The organism is Paraburkholderia sp. NMBU_R16, assembly GCF_013282575.1.
Classification (GTDB): Bacteria; Pseudomonadota; Gammaproteobacteria; order Burkholderiales; family Burkholderiaceae; genus Trinickia.
Window position 1 is genome coordinate 82,647 of sequence record NZ_JAAAYE010000017.1, and the last position, 17,283, is coordinate 99,929.

The following is a 17,283-nucleotide window of genomic DNA, read 5'->3' on the forward strand; positions in this document are numbered from 1 at the left end:
GGGCTCCACAATGACGCCACGCCTCGTCATGCTGTCGTTGCTCGCTTTGAGTGCCTGCACCGTCGGCCCGGATTTCCATTCGCCGGCCGCGCCGCGCGCGCAAGCGTATACGCGTGAGCCAATGCCGAGCGAGACAGCCGATCCGAGCGGGCCGGGTGGCGGTGTGCAGCGCTTCGTCCGCTCGGACGCGGCACCGCGCGCGTGGTGGCGGGGCTTTGGATCGGACGAACTCGACAGACTCGTGGACGAAGCATTGCATCGGAGCCCGACAGTGGTGGCTGCGCGTTCGCGCCTGATCGCCGCGCGGGAGAACTACCGCGCGCAAGCAGGGGAGACAGAGCTGCCGAGCGTCGATGCGGGCTTGTCGGCGACGCGCCGCAAAGTCGATCTCGCCTCGTTCGGGCTCGCCAACGCGGCAAGCCCGCCGCCGTTTACGCTCTACGACGCGTCGGTCAGCGTCACATATCTGTTCGACGTTTTCGGCGGCACCCGGCGTGCCCTCGAAGCAACGCGCGCGCAGGTGGACTATGCGGCATTCGAGCTCGACGCGGCGCGGCTTTCATTGGCGGGCAATGTGGTGTCGGCGGCGATTCGCCGCGCATCGTTGCGGCAGCAACTTGCGTTGACGCGACAGCTGGCATCCGCGCAAGCGCAGCAGCTCGGGATCATGGAACGAAGGCAAGCCGCCGGCGGGGTGTCCGAGCTCGATGTGCAGGCGCAGCGCACACTATTGGCTCAAACACGCGCAACGATACCGCCGCTCGCCGCGCAACTCGCGCAGACTGAGCATCGGCTCGCGGTGCTGGTCGGGCTGCCGAGCGCCGAGGCGGATATCGGCGAGATCGCGCTCGACGAATTGCGTGTGCCCGATACCGTGCCGGTCACATTGCCGTCGACGCTCGCGCGCGAGCGTCCCGATATTCGCGCTTCCGAAGCCTTGCTGCATCGGGCGAGCGCGGACGTGGGCGTGGCCACGGCGAACCTGTTTCCGCAGTTTTCGATCGCAGCGAGCGCTGGATCGGAACGCACGCATATCCGGGACATCCTGAAGCAGTTCAACGTCTGGAGCATCGGACTGAGCATGACCCAGCCGATCTTTCGCGGCGGCGCGCTGCGGGCGCAGCAGCGGGCGGCGCAGGCCACCTACGAAGCGGCGCTGGCTGATTATCGCGAGACGGTGCTGCAGGCACTTCAACAAGTGGCCGATGCGTTGCAGGCATTGCAAAGCGATGCCGAAACGCTCGATGCGCGCGACGCGGCGTCGCGCGAAGCCGAAGCAAGCCTGCACGTGGCCTCGGCTCGCCACGCGGCCGGTGGAATCAGCGAGTTCGCGCTGATCGATGCTCAGCGTCAGGCGCTCGCGGCGGGTCTCGACCGGACGAAGGCTCAGGCGGATCGTCTTGCCGACACGGCGGCGCTTTATCAGTCGTTGGGCGGCTCGCCGCTCGAGAAGCGCGACGTGCACGACGCATCGTCACGGCCCGCTCAGAATTGATAGTCGACGGCGAAGTCGACGACGCCCGAGCCGCGGCGCTGGACGATCGGGCTATTGCCGGCCAAGCCGACGAGTTGCTGATATGCGACGTTGCCGGTCACGAGCCAATGTTTGTTCGCCATCCAGGTCGCGGCCACGCCGAACCCGACCGACTTGACGCCGGCCGAGGCGTGATATTGGCGCAAACCCGAGCGGGCGGATTCATTGGCGTTGACGCCGAACCAGCTGTTCATATAGCGAGAGTCGGCGAAGGTGACGGTCGGACCGGCAAACCAATTGAATTTTTCAGAACTACCCGGCATCGGCATATAAGTGCCGAGATCCCCCACCCAACCGTTATCGCCGCCCATCGCGCGTCGCACGTCGGCGCGAACGACGAGCGGAAAGGTTTTTGACACGACATACTCACCAAACAAGTGCATCGTGGGCGCCGGATTGATATTGTCCATACCGTGCAGATGATCGAGATCGTCGGCTGCGCGCCGGCCGAGATCGTAGGACAGTGCAATGCCGGCGCGCCAGTTCGGCCCCGTCACGACATTGACACCCAAGCCTTCGCCTGTGGAAAAGAAGAAGCGATCGCGGTAGCGAATGTCGATGCTTGGCCCCGCGAGTATGTGGTAGCTGCTTGCCCCGTCATATCGCGGCTGAAAGCTGACCGACGGGCCGACGCGAATTCGCCAGGTGGGCAGTTTCGGCAGGAACATTTGTTCGAGCGTGATGCCGGACGAGTACTGCCACTGTGCGAGCGGTGAAGGCGTTTGCGCGATGGCGGCAAGCGGGAGCATGGCAGCGCTCAGAAAGACGGCGAGGGCACCACGCGGTGCCGCTGTGGAGATCGACATGGTTCGTTCCTGGTTGCTTTGTTTATCGGATGCCGCGCTCGTACGACGTCAATCGTGCCAGAACCGGGAGCAATGTGCATGCCGAAGCGCGCTCGGCGCCGGGCAGGTTCGTATTTTGCAGTGCCAGATGTTCGCGCGGTGTTGATGTACGACAAGGGAGCTGCTCGTGACCGACCCAAGCAAGGCCGATTCAAGCGAAGACGTCGTTCTTTGGCGAACGTTCCGGCCGGTGATGGCGCATCATCGCCGGGTGCTCGTGGTCGACGACTATCGCGACGCGGCCGAAGCGTTGCAACTTTTGCTCGATGCCGATGGTTTCGAATGCCGTGCAACGAGCGACCCGCTGGAGGCGTGCGCAATCGCGCGCGAATGGCAGCCGTTTGCCGCGCTGCTCGATATCGCGATGCCCGGGCTCGATGGTCTGGAGCTCGCGCGGCGGTTGCGCGCCGATCCAAGCACCGCGGATATGCTGTTGATCGCCTGTAGTGGCTATGCGTCGTCGCAGGACCGCGAACGCGCGCGCGAGGCCGGCTTCGACGCGCACTGCGCCAAGCCGCTCACGCCGCAGTTGATTCTGCGTGTGCTGGAATTCACGAGCGCATGAGCCCACGCCGACCTGCCGCGGCCTATCTGCTGGCGTTCGCATTGGCGGGTGCCGTTGCGCACGCCCAGGATAACCAACGACTCAACCGCGGCAACGATCCGTTCTTCTCGATTTCACAGGCGGTTGCCCATTGCCCCGAACCTCTCGGGCCGCTGGAAACGGAAAGCGAGTGGCGAGCCGAGAGCCACTGGCGTGTCGAACGCGGCAACAGCTGCTGGTGGGAGGGGCGGTGCCGGCTCTCGAACGGCTACCTCTACGACAAGGAGATCGCCGAGGCGGTCAAGCGGCGGCTAGCGAACATCGAACCTGCCACGCATTGGAAGGAAAAGACGACGCTGTGGTTGACGCTGCAACGCCGCTTCGTCTACGTGCAGGGGTGCGTTGCACCGGGGTTCGATAAAAAGACCTTCCTGTCCGAGCTCGCGAAGACGGCCGATGTCGAACGCATCATCGACGACATGATGGACGATCCCGCCGGCAAGCCCCCTTATCGCACGCTCGCTCAGCCGGACGTATTCCCGACGGATTCGAGCGAATGACGGCCGGCGCGCGGCCGTCCGAAAGGAGCGGCTACCGCGCGCGTCCGAACGCTTCGCGCAGCTTTCCTTTCGCGCGCTCGAGCACGCGCCGGCGCGTCTTCGGCAAATTCCTGCCTGCCCGGTTCAGATAGAAGTTCAGCATCGACATCGCGGATTGGAACGGCGTGCCGCGGCGTCGGCGGCTCGCGAGCGACGAGCGTTTAAGCGACTGAGCGATGTCCTTGGCGCTGCCCGATTTGAAAATTCCCGGCTCGAGATCGAGTGCGTCGCTCGTCTCCATGACGTGATGCGACCAGCGGTGGGGCGACTTGCGCGTTTTGCGCCTCGAGGCCTCGGCATGGCGTTGCCGTGGTGGGTGACCGGAGCGGCGACGCGTCGACGAATGAGATGTGGATGAACGGGCCATCGGTATGCCTTTCTGACAATCGGATGGAATCGATTCACGCTGGTGCGATTATCACGGCGCATGCAACGTCCGTGCCGCCGGCCTCCGCCGGATGCGGTCCCCGCTGGCACGAACGATGCGAGCGTGACGAAAGTGCGCGCCTCGCCCATAGCACCGACCGCGGTTGGCGCACCTGCCGGCGCGTCATCGATTTTCCTTCACACAACCGCGCAATCCCTGGAGAGGACCATGGCTCAACAACCGTTTCTGACCGACGTCAAAGAGATCCGCAAGCGAGCCCGCGAACACATTTCCGAGGGCGCCGTAACGGCCGGATACAAGGCTGACCGCGAGACTGTGCTCAAGCTGCTCAACGACGCACTTGCGACCGAGCTGGTCTGCACGCTGCGCTACCGGCGCCACTATTTCATGGCGAGAGGGATCCATTCGAAAAGCGTTGCCGATGAATTTCTCCAGCATGCGCAAGAGGAACTGGGCCACGCGGATCAGATCGCGGAGCGCATCGTGCAACTGGGCGGCGAGCCGAATTTCTCGCCGGAGGGATTGCTCACGCGCAGCCATGCCGAGTACGTCGAGGGGGGATCGCTCGTCGAAATGATCCGTGAAGATCTGGTGGCCGAGCGCATCGCGATCGACAGCTACCGCGAAATTATCGATTACCTCGGAGAAAAGGACCCGACGTCGCGCCGCATCATGGAATCCATACTCGCCGTGGAAGAGGAGCATGCCGACGATATGGCCGACCTGCTTGAAGGATTACCCGCCGAATTGAAGAAATGAGTGAGGAAATGAGGGAAAAATGACGCTGGCACCGGGCTTGCTCGCAAGAGGGGATGAGATGCGGGAATGAGATACGTTCATCATCTGTTCGAGGAGTTCGACTCATGAGCAAGACGCTTCAAGGATGCAAGGTCGCAATGCTGGCGATGGACGGCTTCGAAGAAGCCGAATTGATCGAGCCGAAGCGCGCGCTCTCCGAAGCGGGGGCGCTCGTCCATGTCATTTCGAAGAAGCCAGGACAGCTTCAGGGCTTCCAGCATGTCGAGCGTGGCGCGATGGTGACCGTCGACGCGACGTTCGACCAGGTGCGGCCCGAGGACTACGACGCCGTGATCTTGCCGGGTGGAGTCGTCAATAGCGACGCGATACGGACGGTCCCGGAAGCGCAGGCATTCGTACGCGCGCTCGACGAGGCCCACAAGCCAGTGGCGGTGATTTGTCACGGCGCCTGGCTGCCTATCTCTGCCGGTATCGTCAAGGGACATACGATGACGAGCTGGCCGAGCCTGCAGGACGACCTGCGCAATGCCGGCGCGACCTGGGTCGACGAGGAAGTGGTCGAGGACGACAACTTCATCACGAGTCGCAAGCCGGACGATATCCCCGCGTTCAATCGGAAGATCATCGAGCAACTGGCGCGGCACGGCGCGCGCGCCTCTTGATGGAGCGAATGCTGCGCGCGGTGGCCGGCGGCCGGCATCGGGGACTACATGGAGACGTCTTGATGCATATCGACTACCCCGACGAGGAACCCGTTTTCGACGGAGCGCAGATGGTGGTGCGCTTCTCTGCGGTGGTCGACGGCGTGCCGCTCGCCTGCGCTATCACGGCCGAAGCGCTCGAGGACCATTTCGGCGCCCGTTCGGCGTTGCCCGAAGACATCCTGCGTGCCTATCATGAAGGAACGGAGCGCATTCGTTCGGTGTGCACGCGCGCGATCGAGGCCAACGACGGCGCGGCCGTCGTGCTGCGTAGCGGCCTGTTCAGGATGGAAGACGCCTGAGGGGCGCAGCGCTGCCGACGGTCGGGCGCCGAAGGCGGATCCAAGAACTGGTGCTCGATAAGGACTGCCAACCACACTGGAGGTCATGCCATGTCGCTGATCGTCGCAGGTCGGTTTACCACGTTTGCTCAGGCGGAAGCCGCCGCCGCGCGTCTTTTCGATGCGGGAATCGTTCAGGAAGACGTCACGCTCTTCTTCGTCAATCCGCCGGGCCAGCATGCCCGGTTTCCCGTCGGTGGCGACGAATACGCGGACCGGCAGGCCTCGCGCAGTTCCGTCGGCGCCGGTAAAGGCGGTGTGATTGGCGCCGCGTTGGGCGCCGCGGTCGGTGTGGCGCTTTTCTCCGTGATCTCCGCTTCGTTCGTCGTGCTTATCGTTGCCGCCGGCGTCGGCGCATATATCGGCTCGCTGATCGGCGCCATGACGCATACGCGAGGCGGGGGCAAGATGCCCGAGCGACAGGTTCCACATCAGGGCCATGATTCCGGCGTGCTCGTTGCGGTCCATGTAAGCCCCGACAACCAGGACACGGTGGCCCGGGTGCTGCGCGAGGCGGGCAGCCTCGAGATCGAGCGTGCGCATGGGCGCTGGCAGCACGGACGCTGGGCCGATTTCGATCCGACGAAGGATGTCGAACGGATCGACGCCTCGCGTGGCGGTGCAGCCGCGCAGGCGGCCTCCGGCGCGGAGAACGGTTCGCGCGCGCAGCCCGCGCAGCGCTGACACCCGCAAGTCGTTCGTCCAGGAAAAGATCATGCTGCGCTATGCCATCGTTTTCTTCGTGGTTGCGGTCATCGCCGCGATATTCGGTTTTACGGGTATCGCGGCGGGCGCGGCCGAAATCGCCAAGGTTCTCTTTTTCATCTTCGTTGTCATCTTCGTGGCGACGCTGTTGCTCGCCGCATTCCGATGACGAATCCGCCGATGCCGGGCACGTGACGCGCGGCGGCGCGTTTCGTGCTTGAAGGCAAGAATCGCCCGTTGCGCGAAAGGAGCCGCCATGTCACGCGTCATCTGGAAAGGTGCCATCAGCTTCGGCCTCGTGAACGTGCCGGTGCAACTGCATCCCGCCACGCGGCCCGAGCGTACGAGCTTCAACCTGCTCGACAAGGAAACGGCCGATCCGATCGGCTACAAGCAGATCAACAAGCGCACGGGCAAGGAGGTACCCCGGGAAAAAATCGTGCGCGGGTTCGAGTACGAAAAAGGACAGTACGTGCTGCTCGCCGACGAGGAAATCCGCGCGGCGAGCCCCGAGTCGACCCAGACGGTGGACATCCTTTCGTTCGTCGAGGCCTATTCCGTCTCGTTCCTCTATCTCGATACACCGTACTACCTCGTTCCGGAACGGCAGGGCAAGAAGGCCTATGCGTTGTTGCGCGAAGCGCTCGCGCAGACGGGCAAGATCGGCATCGCCAGTGTCGTGCTGCACAACAAGCAGCATCTGGCTGCATTGATTCCGGCCGGCCCGGTGCTCGCGCTCAACACGCTGCGTTGGGGTGGAGAAGTGCTGGCTATCGACGAACTAGCCCTGCCGCCCACCGACGCCAAGAAAGCGGGCGTCAATGCACGCGAGATCGAGATGGCCAAGAAGCTGATCGAGGACATGACCGAATCGTGGAATCCGGGCGAGTACCACGACACGTTTCGCGATGAAATCCTCGCGCTCGTCGACAAGAAGGTGCGCGAGGGCAAGACGCGTGAGATCAGCGAAGCGGCCAAGGCACCCGCGCACCGGCGCGCAACCGCCGACGTGGTCGATTTGTCCGAACTGCTCAAGCGCAGTCTGGGACGCGGGCGCGGCAAGCATGCGGCGTAGCAAGGGCACTGGCGCATCGATCGTCGTCTCTATCGCGGCGATGCGCCGGCCGATCCATCTAACCGACCGTCGGAATTGCTAACATGGCTGGAAGCCTCGATACCTACCGCAAAAAGCGCCGCTTCGACGAGACGCCGGAGCCGGCCGGCGCATCGCGCGTGCGCCGCGCACAGCATGAACTGTCTTTCGTGATCCAGGAGCACCACGCCCGGCGCCTGCACTACGACTTCCGGCTCGAACTCGACGGTACGCTTCATTCGTGGGCGGTACCGAAAGGGCCGAGCCTCGATCCCTCCGTGAAGCGGCTCGCCGTTCATGTCGAGGACCATCCTGTGGAATACGGGTCGTTCGAAGGTGAAATTCCCGAAGGCAACTACGGGGCGGGGTCGGTCATCGTGTGGGATCGCGGCACCTGGGAACCGGCCGGGGGGCCGAAGGAGGCGCGCAAGGCTTATGAGGCCGGACGGCTCAAGTTCAGGCTCGACGGCCAAAAGCTTCACGGCGGCTGGGCGCTCGTACGTAGCGGTATGCGCGGCAGCGGCGACAAGGAGCAGTGGCTGCTCATCAAGGAGCGCGACGAGGAGGCCCGCAGCGAAGCGGAATTCGATGTGATCGCGGAGCGCCCGGGAAGCGTGCTCGGTAACGGTCATGACAAGGCGGCAGGCGGCGGCAAAGCTGCGACGGGCGCACGCTCCAAGGCGACGCGCGAGGCGAAGCCGCCGGCCGGTCGGCTCGCGGTGCCCGCCAAGGCGCCGCACGCGGGGGAAAAGAAAAGCGGACGGCCCGATATCGTTGCGACACGCAGCTCGGAGTCGCTGCGCGAACTCGCCCGCTCGCCGGCCATCGAAGGCGCGACGAAGGCGCCGTTGCCCGCCTCGTTGAAGCCGCAATTGGCGACACTCGTGGATTCGGCCCCCACCGGCGACGATTGGTCCTACGAAATCAAATTCGATGGCTACCGCATGCTGGTCCGCATCGATCGCAAGGATCGATCGAAGCCTGTGCGCGTTTTCACCCGAAGCGGGCTCGACTGGACCGGCAAGTTCAGCCGACAGATCGAAGCGTTGGCCGCGCTCGACGTGGAAACGGCGTGGCTCGATGGCGAAGCAACGGTGCTCGACGCGCGTGGCGTGCCAAGTTTCCAGGCGCTGCAAAACGCGTTCGATGCCAATCGGCCGCAAGAAATCGTCTTCTTTCTGTTCGATTTGCCTTACCTCAATGGCTACGATTTGCGCAAAGTGCCGCTCGTGCAGCGGCGTGCTTTGTTGCGTGCATTGATGGAAGAACTCGAACAGAAAACGATACGGTTTTCCGAGGATTTCGCGCTCGACGCGAACGATCTTTTGCGCAGCGCCTGCGAGATGGCGCTCGAGGGAATCATCGGCAAGCGGCGCGACAGCACCTATACCTCGACGCGCAGCGGCGCATGGATCAAGCTGCGCTGCCGGCGGCGGCAGGAGTTCGTGATCGGCGGATACACCGAGCCGTCGGGCAGCCGTACCGGTTTCGGCGCGCTGCTGTTAGGCGTTCATGACGTCAATGGCCGGCTGCACTACGCGGGGCGCGTAGGCACGGGATTCGACACGACGACGCTGCGTACCGTCAAAAAGGCCCTCGACGAGCGCGAGACCGATGAGGTGCCGTTTGCCGAAATGCCGCGCGAGCGCAGTCGGACGCGCGTGCATTGGGTCAAGCCCGAGCTGGTCGCGGAATGTAATTTCTCGGAATGGACGAGCGAGCGCATCGTGCGTCAGGCATCGTTCATCAGTCTCAGGCAAGACAAGCCTGCGAGCGAGGTCGCGCAAGAGACGCCGCGCACAGGAGACGCAGTGCGTTCGCAAACGCGTGAACCGTCACCGCCAACGCCCGCCCGTAAGGCGCACCGTGGAACCGCGGGACGGGCAACGGCTCATCCAAGCTCGCGCCGTTCGGCGACATCGACCGATGAAACGATCGTCGCCGGTGTGCGAATTTCACATCCGGATCGTGTCATCGATGGCACTTCGGGACTTCGCAAGGCCGATCTCGCGCGCTATTTCGAATGGGTCGCGCCGTGGATGCTCGTTCATTTGAAGGACCGGCCGCTTGCGCTCGTGCGCGCGCCCGAGGGTATCGAGGGGGAGCTTTTCTTTCAGAAACATACGACGAGCCGGCTCGAGATTCCGCATATTACCCAGCACGAAGGACTCGATCCCGGTCACCCGCCGCTGTTGACCATCGACAGTGTGGAAGCGCTCGTCGGTGCGGCTCAAATGGGGACCGTGGAGCTGCACACTTGGAACGCCGTCGCCTCCAACATAGAAAAGCCCGACCGTATCGTGTTCGACCTCGACCCGGATCCGAAGCTGGGCTGGGATCGCATGATCGAGGCGGCGCTGCTGACGCGCTCGCTGCTGCAGGAACTGGGGCTCGACTCGTGGTGCAAGACGAGCGGAGGCAAGGGATTGCACGTCGTCGTACCGCTCGCAAAACAGGCGGGGTGGGACGACGTCAAGGCGTTTGCGCAGGCGGCCGCCCAGCACATGGCCGCCACGCTGCCCGATCGCTTCAGCGCGAAGATGGGGGCGCAGAACCGGCGCGGCCGGATCTTCGTCGATTATCTGCGCAACAACCGGGGCTCCAGCACGGTCGTCGCTTATTCGCCGCGCGCACGGGCGGGGATGGGCGTATCGGTGCCGCTCGCGTGGGAAGAGGTCGAGCAGACGACGGGTGGCGCACAGTGGACCGTCACGAATCTTCACGAGAGGTTGGACACGTTGCGGGCCGATCCGTGGGCCGACTATGCGAAAACGCGGCAGCGGATCACGCGCGAGATGCGCGACCGCCTAGGCATGCAGAACTCCCGCTGAGGCAGGGAAATCCCTAGCCGCTGGGTCCGCTTTTTGCAGCCTTCTCTTGCGTTAGTGTTCGGCGCCCTCGTTGCCGATCGGTGCCGGACACTGCTTCAGGGTTCAACGCATAGCGGAGGCAGGCATGGCGCAAACGGTAGGCGATTTCATCGTCGAAAGATTGCATCAGTGGGGGGTGCGGCGTATGTACGGGTACCCCGGCGATGGCATCAACGGGGTGTTCGGCGCGCTCAACCGCGCTGAGGGAAAGATCGAATTCATTCAAGCACGCCACGAGGAAATGGCGGCATTCATGGCCAGCGCGCATGCCAAGTTCACGGGCGAGCTCGGGGTCTGCATCGGCACTTCGGGGCCGGGTGCGGCGCACCTCGTAACCGGACTCTACGACGCACGGCTCGATCATATGCCGGTGCTGGCGATCTGCGGCCAGCAGGCGCGGGCGGGACTCGGCGCGCACTATCAGCAGGAAATCGACATTGCGTCCATGCTCAAAGATGTCGCAGGAGCTTATGTGCAGCAAGCGAGCGTGCCGGCGCAGGTGCGACACATGGTCGATCGCGCCGTACGCATCGCGCTCGCCGAACGGCGGGTCACTGCCATCATCTTCCCGAGCGATCTGCAGGAACTCGATTTCGCCGCGCCGCCGCGCAAGCACGGAACGGCGCACTCGGGCGTCGGCTATTCGCGGCCGTGCGTCGTGCCGGCACCCTCCGACCTTGCACGGGCCGCCGATGTGCTGAACGCGGGCAACCGCGTGGCGATGCTCGTTGGAGCGGGAGCGCTCAATGCCACGGACGAAGTCATCGCAATGGCCAAGAAGCTCGGAGCCGGCGTGGCGAAGGCGCTGCTCGGCAAGGCCGTCGTACCCGACGAATATCCGTGGGTGACGGGCTCCATCGGTTTGCTCGGCACCAAGCCGAGCTGGGAGCTGATGACGAATTGCGATACGTTTTTCATGATCGGCTCGGGCTTCCCCTATTCGGAGTTCTTGCCGAAAGAGGGCGCCGCGCGCGGGGTGCAGATCGACATCGATGCCGGCATGCTGAGCCTGCGCTATCCGATGGAGGTCAGCCTGGTCGGCGATGCCGCGCAGACGCTGCGTGCCCTGTTGCCGCTCATCGACCAGAAGACCGACGACGCATGGCAAAAGCGTATCGCGCACTGGACCGAGGACTGGTGGGCGACGCTCGACAAGCGTGCCGCCGAAACGACGAAGACCGGTGTCAATCCTCAGCGCGCATTCACCGAGCTCTCGCCCCGTCTACCCCCCGACGTCATTCTGACGAGCGATTCGGGCTCATGCGCGAACTGGTTTGCGCGCGATCTGAAGATCCGCCGTGGCATGATGTGTTCGCTTTCGGGCGGCCTCGCATCGATGGGCGCTGCCGTGCCGTATGCCATCGCCGCGAAGTTCGCGCACTCGCAGCGGCCTGTCATTGCGATGGTCGGCGACGGCGCGATGCAAATGAACAATATGGCCGAGTTGATCACGGTCTCGAAGTATTGGAAGCAGTGGGCCGACCCGCGCTGGATCTGCATGGTTCTCAACAACGAGGACCTCAACCAGGTGACATGGGAGCAGCGCGTCATGGAGGGCGATCCGAAGTTCGACGCATCGCAGGTCCTGCCCAACGTTCCGTACCACCGCTTCGCCGAGCTGATCGGACTGAAGGGCATCTATGTCGATCGTCCGGAGGCTTTGGGCCCCGCGTGGGACGAAGCGCTATCGGCATCGCAGCCTGTGGTGCTCGAGGTGAAGACGGACCCCGAAGTACCGCCATTGCCGCCGCATATCACGCTGACGCAGGCGCGTCAGTTCATGCGCACGCTGATCGAGGGCGACCCGCGCGAAGGCAGCGTGCTCGTCAATACGGCCAAGCAAGTCATGGCGTCCGTCTTGCCGGGCAAGAAGGACTCCTGATCGATCGTCAAGGGGCGCGCCGCCGCAACAGCATCGCGGCGAGCGCGACGACCACCGTGGCGCCCAGTGCGGCGCCGCGGTGCGTATCGATCCACAGGGTGGCGCTCGTCGTTTTGGACTGCGCATCGAAAGCCCCGTGCGTTCTATGCTGGCCGGCTACCGGCTGCCACAGATCGACGGGGCGTGCGGGGTCCGCCGCGGTGTCGCGCTGCTGTGCCTCGTATGCGTTGCGCGCGAGATACCGATCGAGGCAACCCGGTGCAAGCTTGTTCGCAACGATCGCCTTGATCGACGACAGCCCTACCCACAACTCGCGCTTCGGATGCGTCGCGGCGTGAACGATGGCGCGTGCGGCGACCTCGGGCTGATAGATAGGCGGTACCGGACGCGGTGCGCCGGGCATGCGGTTCAGCGCCCAATCGAACTGCGGCGTGTTGAGTGCCGGCATTTGGACCATCGTCAGGCGGACCTGGCTTTTGTCGTGCAGCAACTCGCAACGCAGCGCATCGGTGAAGCCGCGAATCGCGAATTTCGCGCCGCAGTAGGCCGATTGAAGCGGAATCGCGCGATAGGCGAGCGCCGAGCCGACTTGCACGATCACGCCGCGATTACGCGCGCTCATGCGCTTCACCGCGGCCATCGTGCCCCAGACGTATCCAAGGTAGGTGACTTCGGTCACGCGCGCGAATTCCGCGGGGGCGATTTCGGCGAGGGGCGAGAACACCGTCACCATGGCGTTGTTGACCCAGACATCGATGGGGCCGAGCGCGGATTCGACTTGGGTGGCGGCGGCTTCGACGGCCTCCGCGGCACTGACGTCGAGCGCGATCGGCAACGCGCGGACACCGCGCTCGCGCACCTCTTGGGCCGTTTCTTCGAGCGCCCCGGCATCGCGGGCAAGCAGCGCCACGTCGGAGCCAAGCCGCGCGAATTCGAGCGCCGCGGCCCGGCCGACGCCCGCACTCGCGCCTGTGACGACGACTACTTTCGGTATGCGAGAGCCGAGCATCGAGATATCCGTTTCGTCCGTTGAGTGGGAGTTTCGTCGCGGCGCTCAGTTGCCGATTCGATCGAGCGTGAAGACTTGCTCGGCGTGCGTCCCATGGCGATCCGGGATAGCGATAGTGCCGCGACGGACGACCTGCCAGCCGGCTCGCGTGGCGATGACGGGCATCGTCCCGCCAATGCGCGAATCCCAATCGACGAGTCCTTCGGACCGCACTGGGATGCTGTTGTCGAGCGTGGCGTTCGAATAGATGACATTGTCTTGCCATTGCGAAGCGCCACGTCGCGCTTCGAGACCCTTGCCGTCCGTGTCGACGGTATCGTCGGTTGCCGCCATGCCCGCATTGTCGACCGAATGGATTCGGGCATTGGCCCGTGCGACGGGGTCGCCCGTCTCCTCCGGCGCTTGCCGGTGGAGCGTGGGCAGCGGCGCGGGCTCTTTGGCCGCTACGGTCTGTGCCGACGTGGCGTGCCGCGTGGAACCGAACTCGCGTGCCTGCGTTGCGGCATCCGGCGATGCGCTCCCGGCTGCTGGCGTCTTGGCGGGGCTCTTCGCCGCGATTTCGTTTTGCTGACTCTGGGTTGGGTTGTGCTCGTTGTTTTCCACGGTGCAGTCCTCCGCTGGAAGTTACGTCCTGCTAGATAAGACAAGACGATGCAACGATCGTGCCGTGCGCATCAAAGTTCTCCGCGACCGCGCATGGCGGCGATGCGCTCGGCCGTGCGGCATGCGATGGCCTGAATCGTCAGAGACGGATTGACGCCGCCTACCGTCGGAAACACGGAGCCATCGCAGATCCAGAGATTGGGGATATCCCAGCTCCGGCAGTCGGCGTCGACGACGCTCGTGCGCGGATCGTCACCCATGCGGGCCGTGCCGTTCAGATGGCAAGTGTCGTCGAGTTGGCGCCAGACCTCTTTCGCGCCGGCGGCAACGAGCGCATCGGTCATATAGTCGAGTGCGTGGCCGATGAGCCGTTTGTCGTTCTCGCACAGGGAATGCGTGACGCGAGCGATAGGCAATCCGAGCGCATCCTTTTCCTCGGCGAGCGTGACGCGGTTGCGCTCTTGCGGTAACGTCTCGCCCACCATCTTCAGCCCGGCCTGATGGTTGTACTTCGACATCTCCTCGTGCAACGCCTCGCCCCAGAGCCCACGGCCCGCTTGAACGTAGGCCCACACGTGAGGCAGCGGCCCCTGGCTCATATAGCAATAACCGCCGAAGAAGTCCTTGCCCTTGTCCTCGTAGTTCCAGTGCTCGGTCAACGCGAGCGACGGCGGCCCCTTGTACCAGCGAATCTCGTCGTCCATGATGCCCCACGCTGCTTGATTCGCTTGCACCATCAGGTTTTTGCCGACGAGGCCCGAGCGATTCGCGAGCCCCTCCGGGAAACGGGACGTCGCCGACATCAACAGCAATCGCGGGGTCTCGATCGCATAGCCGGCGACGACGACGTTGCGTGCCCGCTGAAACTGCCAACGGCCTTCGCGACAATATTCGACACCGGTCACGCGATCGTCGCTGCCCACATCGATACGCCCGACCATCGCCAGATCGCGAATCTCGGCGCCGGCGGCCACGGCGCGCGGAATCCAGGTGACGAGCGCGCTCTGTTTCGCGTTCGTCGCGCAGCCCGATACGCAGAATCCGCGATACACGCATGGGTGCGCCCGGCCGCGCGGCGCCGACAGTGTGGCCAGCGGCGTCGGCGTCCAGTCGATGCCGAGCGCTTCGGCGCCGCGCGCGAGCACCAGCGCGGCTGCATTCAATTCGTGGGCGCGGTAGGGGTAACGCGGTCGCGGCGGTCCCCACGGATAGCGGACCGGCCCCGAAATCTTGAGCGCCTCTTCGACCTCGGTGTAATAGCGCCACATCTCGCGCCAATCGAGCGGCCAGTCGGCGCCATAACCGAGCAACGTGCGCGACTTGAACCATTCGGGCCGAAAGCGCAGCGAGACCATTGCGAAGTGCACCGTGCTGCCGCCCACGGCTCGCCCGCTGTTGTTGCTGCCGAGCTGGAGCGGATCGTCGCCGTCGCAGATGCGTTCCTCGGTCCAATAGAGCTTCGCCTGATGCGTTTCGTCCGATGCGAACTCCTCGAGCGGACGCCACCATGCGCCGGCATCGAATGCGACGACCGAAAACCCGAGTTCGGCGAGCCGGCAGGCGAGCGTGCCACCGCCGGCGCCCGTGCCGACGATGGCGAAATCGACGGGCTCGTCCTGGCCATACTCGCGCATCGGCACCCAGCCGCCGATCGTGAAAACGTCGGGCGCGCGGCCATTTTTGCCGCGCGGCGTATGCATGGCTTCATCGAACACGGCCGTTCTCCCGACGCGCCTTCTCCTCTTGTCCCGGGCGAGCCTCCACGGGCTCCCACGCATCGCGTCTGTTCGCCTGCATGCGGACGTACCCGCGCGGATTGGCCGGGCCGCCGAAGCCGATCTCGCTCCATGCGTGCGGGTGCGAATAGTAAGCCGAGGCGATGTCCACCATCAGACGCAAGCGGAAGAAAACATCGCTGCCCATGCCCTGCCATGCAGGGCTCTGCAATTCGCCCGTCTGCATGCGTCGAACGACATCGCATTGTGCGGTTTCGTCGATATCGGCGAATGCGGCGCCATACAACGTCTGCGATTCGGCATCGATCGCGGCGAGCGCGATACGCCATGCCTCGCGCAGTGGGGGAAGGCGTGCGTCGCGATACCCGTCGCGCGTATCGTCGGCGAGCCGCGTATCGACGAGGCCCGCTACGGGTATTCGTGGCGCTGCGAAGCGCCGATGCGCGACATCGACCGACGGATCGAGCGATTGCGGAACGATCACGGCAGAGAGCGCCTGCAACGCGCGCCATTGCGTGTCGTTGCAAAAGCGCGGCGCGTTGGGTTGGGCGAGGCGTTCGTCGATGACGGCACGCGTGACATCGTCCCACGATGGGGTGTCGCGCAGCTTCAGCACGTCGTAGCCCGGGTAGGGCGAGGAAAGGGGGCGTTTCGGGTTCATCGCTCGGTCTCCCTGAGGCGAAGCGCGGCCAGGCCGGCCGTCGCGAGCGCCGTGAAGCTTGGCGGGGCGGGCAGGGGCGGTCCGCTCAATACGTTTTGCGACCAGTTGCGCCAGCCGCCGTGATAGCGCGCCACGCCGCGTGCATGGAACGCCACGCCCAGCGCACCGAGCGCGGCGGTGACGCGCAGCCACGTGCGGGTCCACCAACGTACGCGCGGCTGACCGAGCGCCGCGCGGGCCAGCAACGCCGCTGCAACGGGCGGCACGGCGACAGGCGCATACATGGCCCGGTGCTGAAACGCGCCCCGAAAATGCAGCAACGCAACTTCGCCGACAGTCCCCACCAAGCCGACCGCGCTCAATAACGCGAGCGCCTTGCCGGCGGGCAGCCCGAACAGACGCGGGTCCTCGAGCGGTTCGTCGCGCAGCGTTTCGCCGACGGCGCCGAGCACGCCCGATAGCAGAAGCGCCATCGGCGCGCCGAGCGGCGCACCGTAAAAGAGGTTGTGCCAGCTCCAGCCGCCGGGACGTTTGGTCACGTTATAGAGATGAAAGCCGGTACCGGCGACGCCGACGCCGGCAGCGGCCAAATAGATGGCGCGGCGCAACCCGTGCGTGCTGGGCGCTTCGTCGGTGCCGCCATGGACCCCGGCAGCGAGACAGAGCGCGCCGGCCGCGAGCGGAACGAACATCGCCGGGTTGGCATAGGAGCCGCGATAGTGTTCGATGGCCGAATCGGTCAGCGCCGACCAGGCGAGCAATGCCGAGCTACGGTTGAAGCTGCGTGCGGCGGCAATGTGCGTGGCGGTTTGCAAAGCGGGAACGCGTGTGGAGTCCTCGTCGTGCCGCGACTGGCTCGGCACCGGCACGCCGCCATCGCGGGTGTCGTTTTCTGCAGGACCCGGGCGGCGCGGAATCCGGCGTACGTTTACCTTCGAATGCGACGCGGCTACGGCAGCGAGCGCCACGACGCCCAGGGCGGCAAGCCATCCGTGGTTCGATCCGTTCATCGG

At 64.7% G+C, this 17,283-nt stretch carries 17 protein-coding genes and 1 pseudogene; 11 read left to right on the plus strand and 7 right to left on the minus strand.

What is annotated here, in order from left to right:
* Positions 1-10: 10 nt before the first annotated feature.
* Positions 11-1,495: an efflux transporter outer membrane subunit gene (locus GWC77_RS11300; RefSeq protein WP_173256997.1), complete on the plus strand. Its 1,485-nt coding sequence runs from the start codon at positions 11-13 to the stop codon at positions 1,493-1,495.
* Here the strand turns inward: GWC77_RS11300 and GWC77_RS11305 are convergent.
* The gene (locus tag GWC77_RS11305) at positions 1,486-2,340 is read right to left on the minus strand and encodes a MipA/OmpV family protein (protein ID WP_173256998.1); all 855 of its coding nucleotides are present in this window, start codon (positions 2,338-2,340) and stop codon (positions 1,486-1,488) included. The genes GWC77_RS11300 and GWC77_RS11305 overlap by 10 nt on opposite strands.
* Before the next feature lie 166 nt (positions 2,341-2,506).
* Between GWC77_RS11305 and GWC77_RS11310 the strand changes: the two genes are divergently transcribed.
* Positions 2,507-2,944, plus strand: a complete 438-nt coding sequence (locus GWC77_RS11310; protein WP_173256999.1) for a response regulator — start codon at positions 2,507-2,509, stop codon at positions 2,942-2,944.
* Complete coding sequence (locus GWC77_RS11315; RefSeq protein WP_173257000.1) at positions 2,941-3,483, plus strand: hypothetical protein; 543 nt, start codon at positions 2,941-2,943, stop codon at positions 3,481-3,483. Before GWC77_RS11310 ends, GWC77_RS11315 begins: the two co-directional genes overlap by 4 nt.
* 31 nt (positions 3,484-3,514) lie before the next feature.
* Here the strand turns inward: GWC77_RS11315 and GWC77_RS11320 are convergent, their stop codons facing one another.
* Positions 3,515-3,889 (minus strand): DUF3175 domain-containing protein, encoded by a 375-nt coding sequence (locus GWC77_RS11320; RefSeq protein ID WP_173257001.1) that lies wholly within the window; start codon positions 3,887-3,889, stop codon positions 3,515-3,517.
* 228 nt (positions 3,890-4,117) lie between these two features.
* On the opposite strand from GWC77_RS11320, the gene GWC77_RS11325 reads away from it, so the two are divergent.
* The 8 genes and pseudogenes from GWC77_RS11325 to GWC77_RS11360 all read left to right on the plus strand — a co-directional run bounded on the left by GWC77_RS11325 (position 4,118) and on the right by GWC77_RS11360 (position 12,261).
* On the plus strand, positions 4,118-4,669 hold the full coding sequence (locus GWC77_RS11325) for a bacterioferritin (protein WP_173257002.1): 552 nt from the start codon (positions 4,118-4,120) through the stop codon (positions 4,667-4,669).
* 104 nt (positions 4,670-4,773) lie between these two features.
* On the plus strand, positions 4,774-5,331 hold the full coding sequence (locus tag GWC77_RS11330; protein WP_173257003.1) for a type 1 glutamine amidotransferase domain-containing protein: 558 nt from the start codon (positions 4,774-4,776) through the stop codon (positions 5,329-5,331).
* Positions 5,332-5,393: 62 nt separating this feature from the next.
* Entirely contained in the window at positions 5,394-5,672 is a 279-nt protein-coding gene (locus GWC77_RS11335; RefSeq protein WP_173257004.1) for a DUF1488 domain-containing protein, read from the plus strand.
* Between the two features lie 90 nt (positions 5,673-5,762).
* Positions 5,763-6,395 (plus strand): hypothetical protein, encoded by a 633-nt coding sequence (locus GWC77_RS11340; protein WP_254366909.1) that lies wholly within the window; start codon positions 5,763-5,765, stop codon positions 6,393-6,395.
* A 31-nt stretch (positions 6,396-6,426) separates the two neighbouring features.
* Positions 6,427-6,585, plus strand: coding sequence for a DUF1328 domain-containing protein (locus GWC77_RS11345; RefSeq protein ID WP_173257005.1), 159 nt, complete (start codon positions 6,427-6,429; stop codon positions 6,583-6,585).
* 87 nt (positions 6,586-6,672) lie between these two features.
* Positions 6,673-7,488: pseudogene (locus GWC77_RS11350) on the plus strand (Ku protein); the annotation flags it as partial.
* An 86-nt stretch (positions 7,489-7,574) separates the two neighbouring features.
* Positions 7,575-10,340: a DNA ligase D gene (gene ligD, locus GWC77_RS11355; protein WP_173257007.1), complete on the plus strand. Its 2,766-nt coding sequence runs from the start codon at positions 7,575-7,577 to the stop codon at positions 10,338-10,340.
* Between the two features lie 124 nt (positions 10,341-10,464).
* A complete protein-coding gene (locus GWC77_RS11360) occupies positions 10,465-12,261 on the plus strand; it encodes a thiamine pyrophosphate-requiring protein (protein ID WP_173257008.1) in 1,797 nt (598 codons plus the stop codon).
* A gap of 7 nt (positions 12,262-12,268) precedes the next feature.
* Here GWC77_RS11360 and GWC77_RS11365 read toward each other — a convergent pair whose 3' ends face one another.
* From GWC77_RS11365 to GWC77_RS11385, 5 genes are all read right to left on the minus strand, one after another.
* The gene (locus tag GWC77_RS11365) at positions 12,269-13,270 is read right to left on the minus strand and encodes an SDR family oxidoreductase (protein ID WP_173257009.1); all 1,002 of its coding nucleotides are present in this window, start codon (positions 13,268-13,270) and stop codon (positions 12,269-12,271) included.
* 45 nt (positions 13,271-13,315) lie between these two features.
* Positions 13,316-13,873: a DUF3005 domain-containing protein gene (locus tag GWC77_RS11370; protein WP_173257010.1), complete on the minus strand. Its 558-nt coding sequence runs from the start codon at positions 13,871-13,873 to the stop codon at positions 13,316-13,318.
* Between the two features lie 71 nt (positions 13,874-13,944).
* Complete coding sequence (locus GWC77_RS11375; protein WP_173257011.1) at positions 13,945-15,588, minus strand: GMC family oxidoreductase; 1,644 nt, start codon at positions 15,586-15,588, stop codon at positions 13,945-13,947.
* A complete protein-coding gene (locus GWC77_RS11380; protein ID WP_173257012.1) occupies positions 15,578-16,270 on the minus strand; it encodes a gluconate 2-dehydrogenase subunit 3 family protein in 693 nt (230 codons plus the stop codon). Before GWC77_RS11380 ends, GWC77_RS11375 begins: the two co-directional genes overlap by 11 nt.
* Complete coding sequence (locus GWC77_RS11385) at positions 16,267-17,280, minus strand: hypothetical protein (protein WP_173257013.1); 1,014 nt, start codon at positions 17,278-17,280, stop codon at positions 16,267-16,269. The genes GWC77_RS11380 and GWC77_RS11385 overlap by 4 nt, the downstream gene beginning before the upstream one ends.
* Positions 17,281-17,283: the final 3 nt, after the last annotated feature.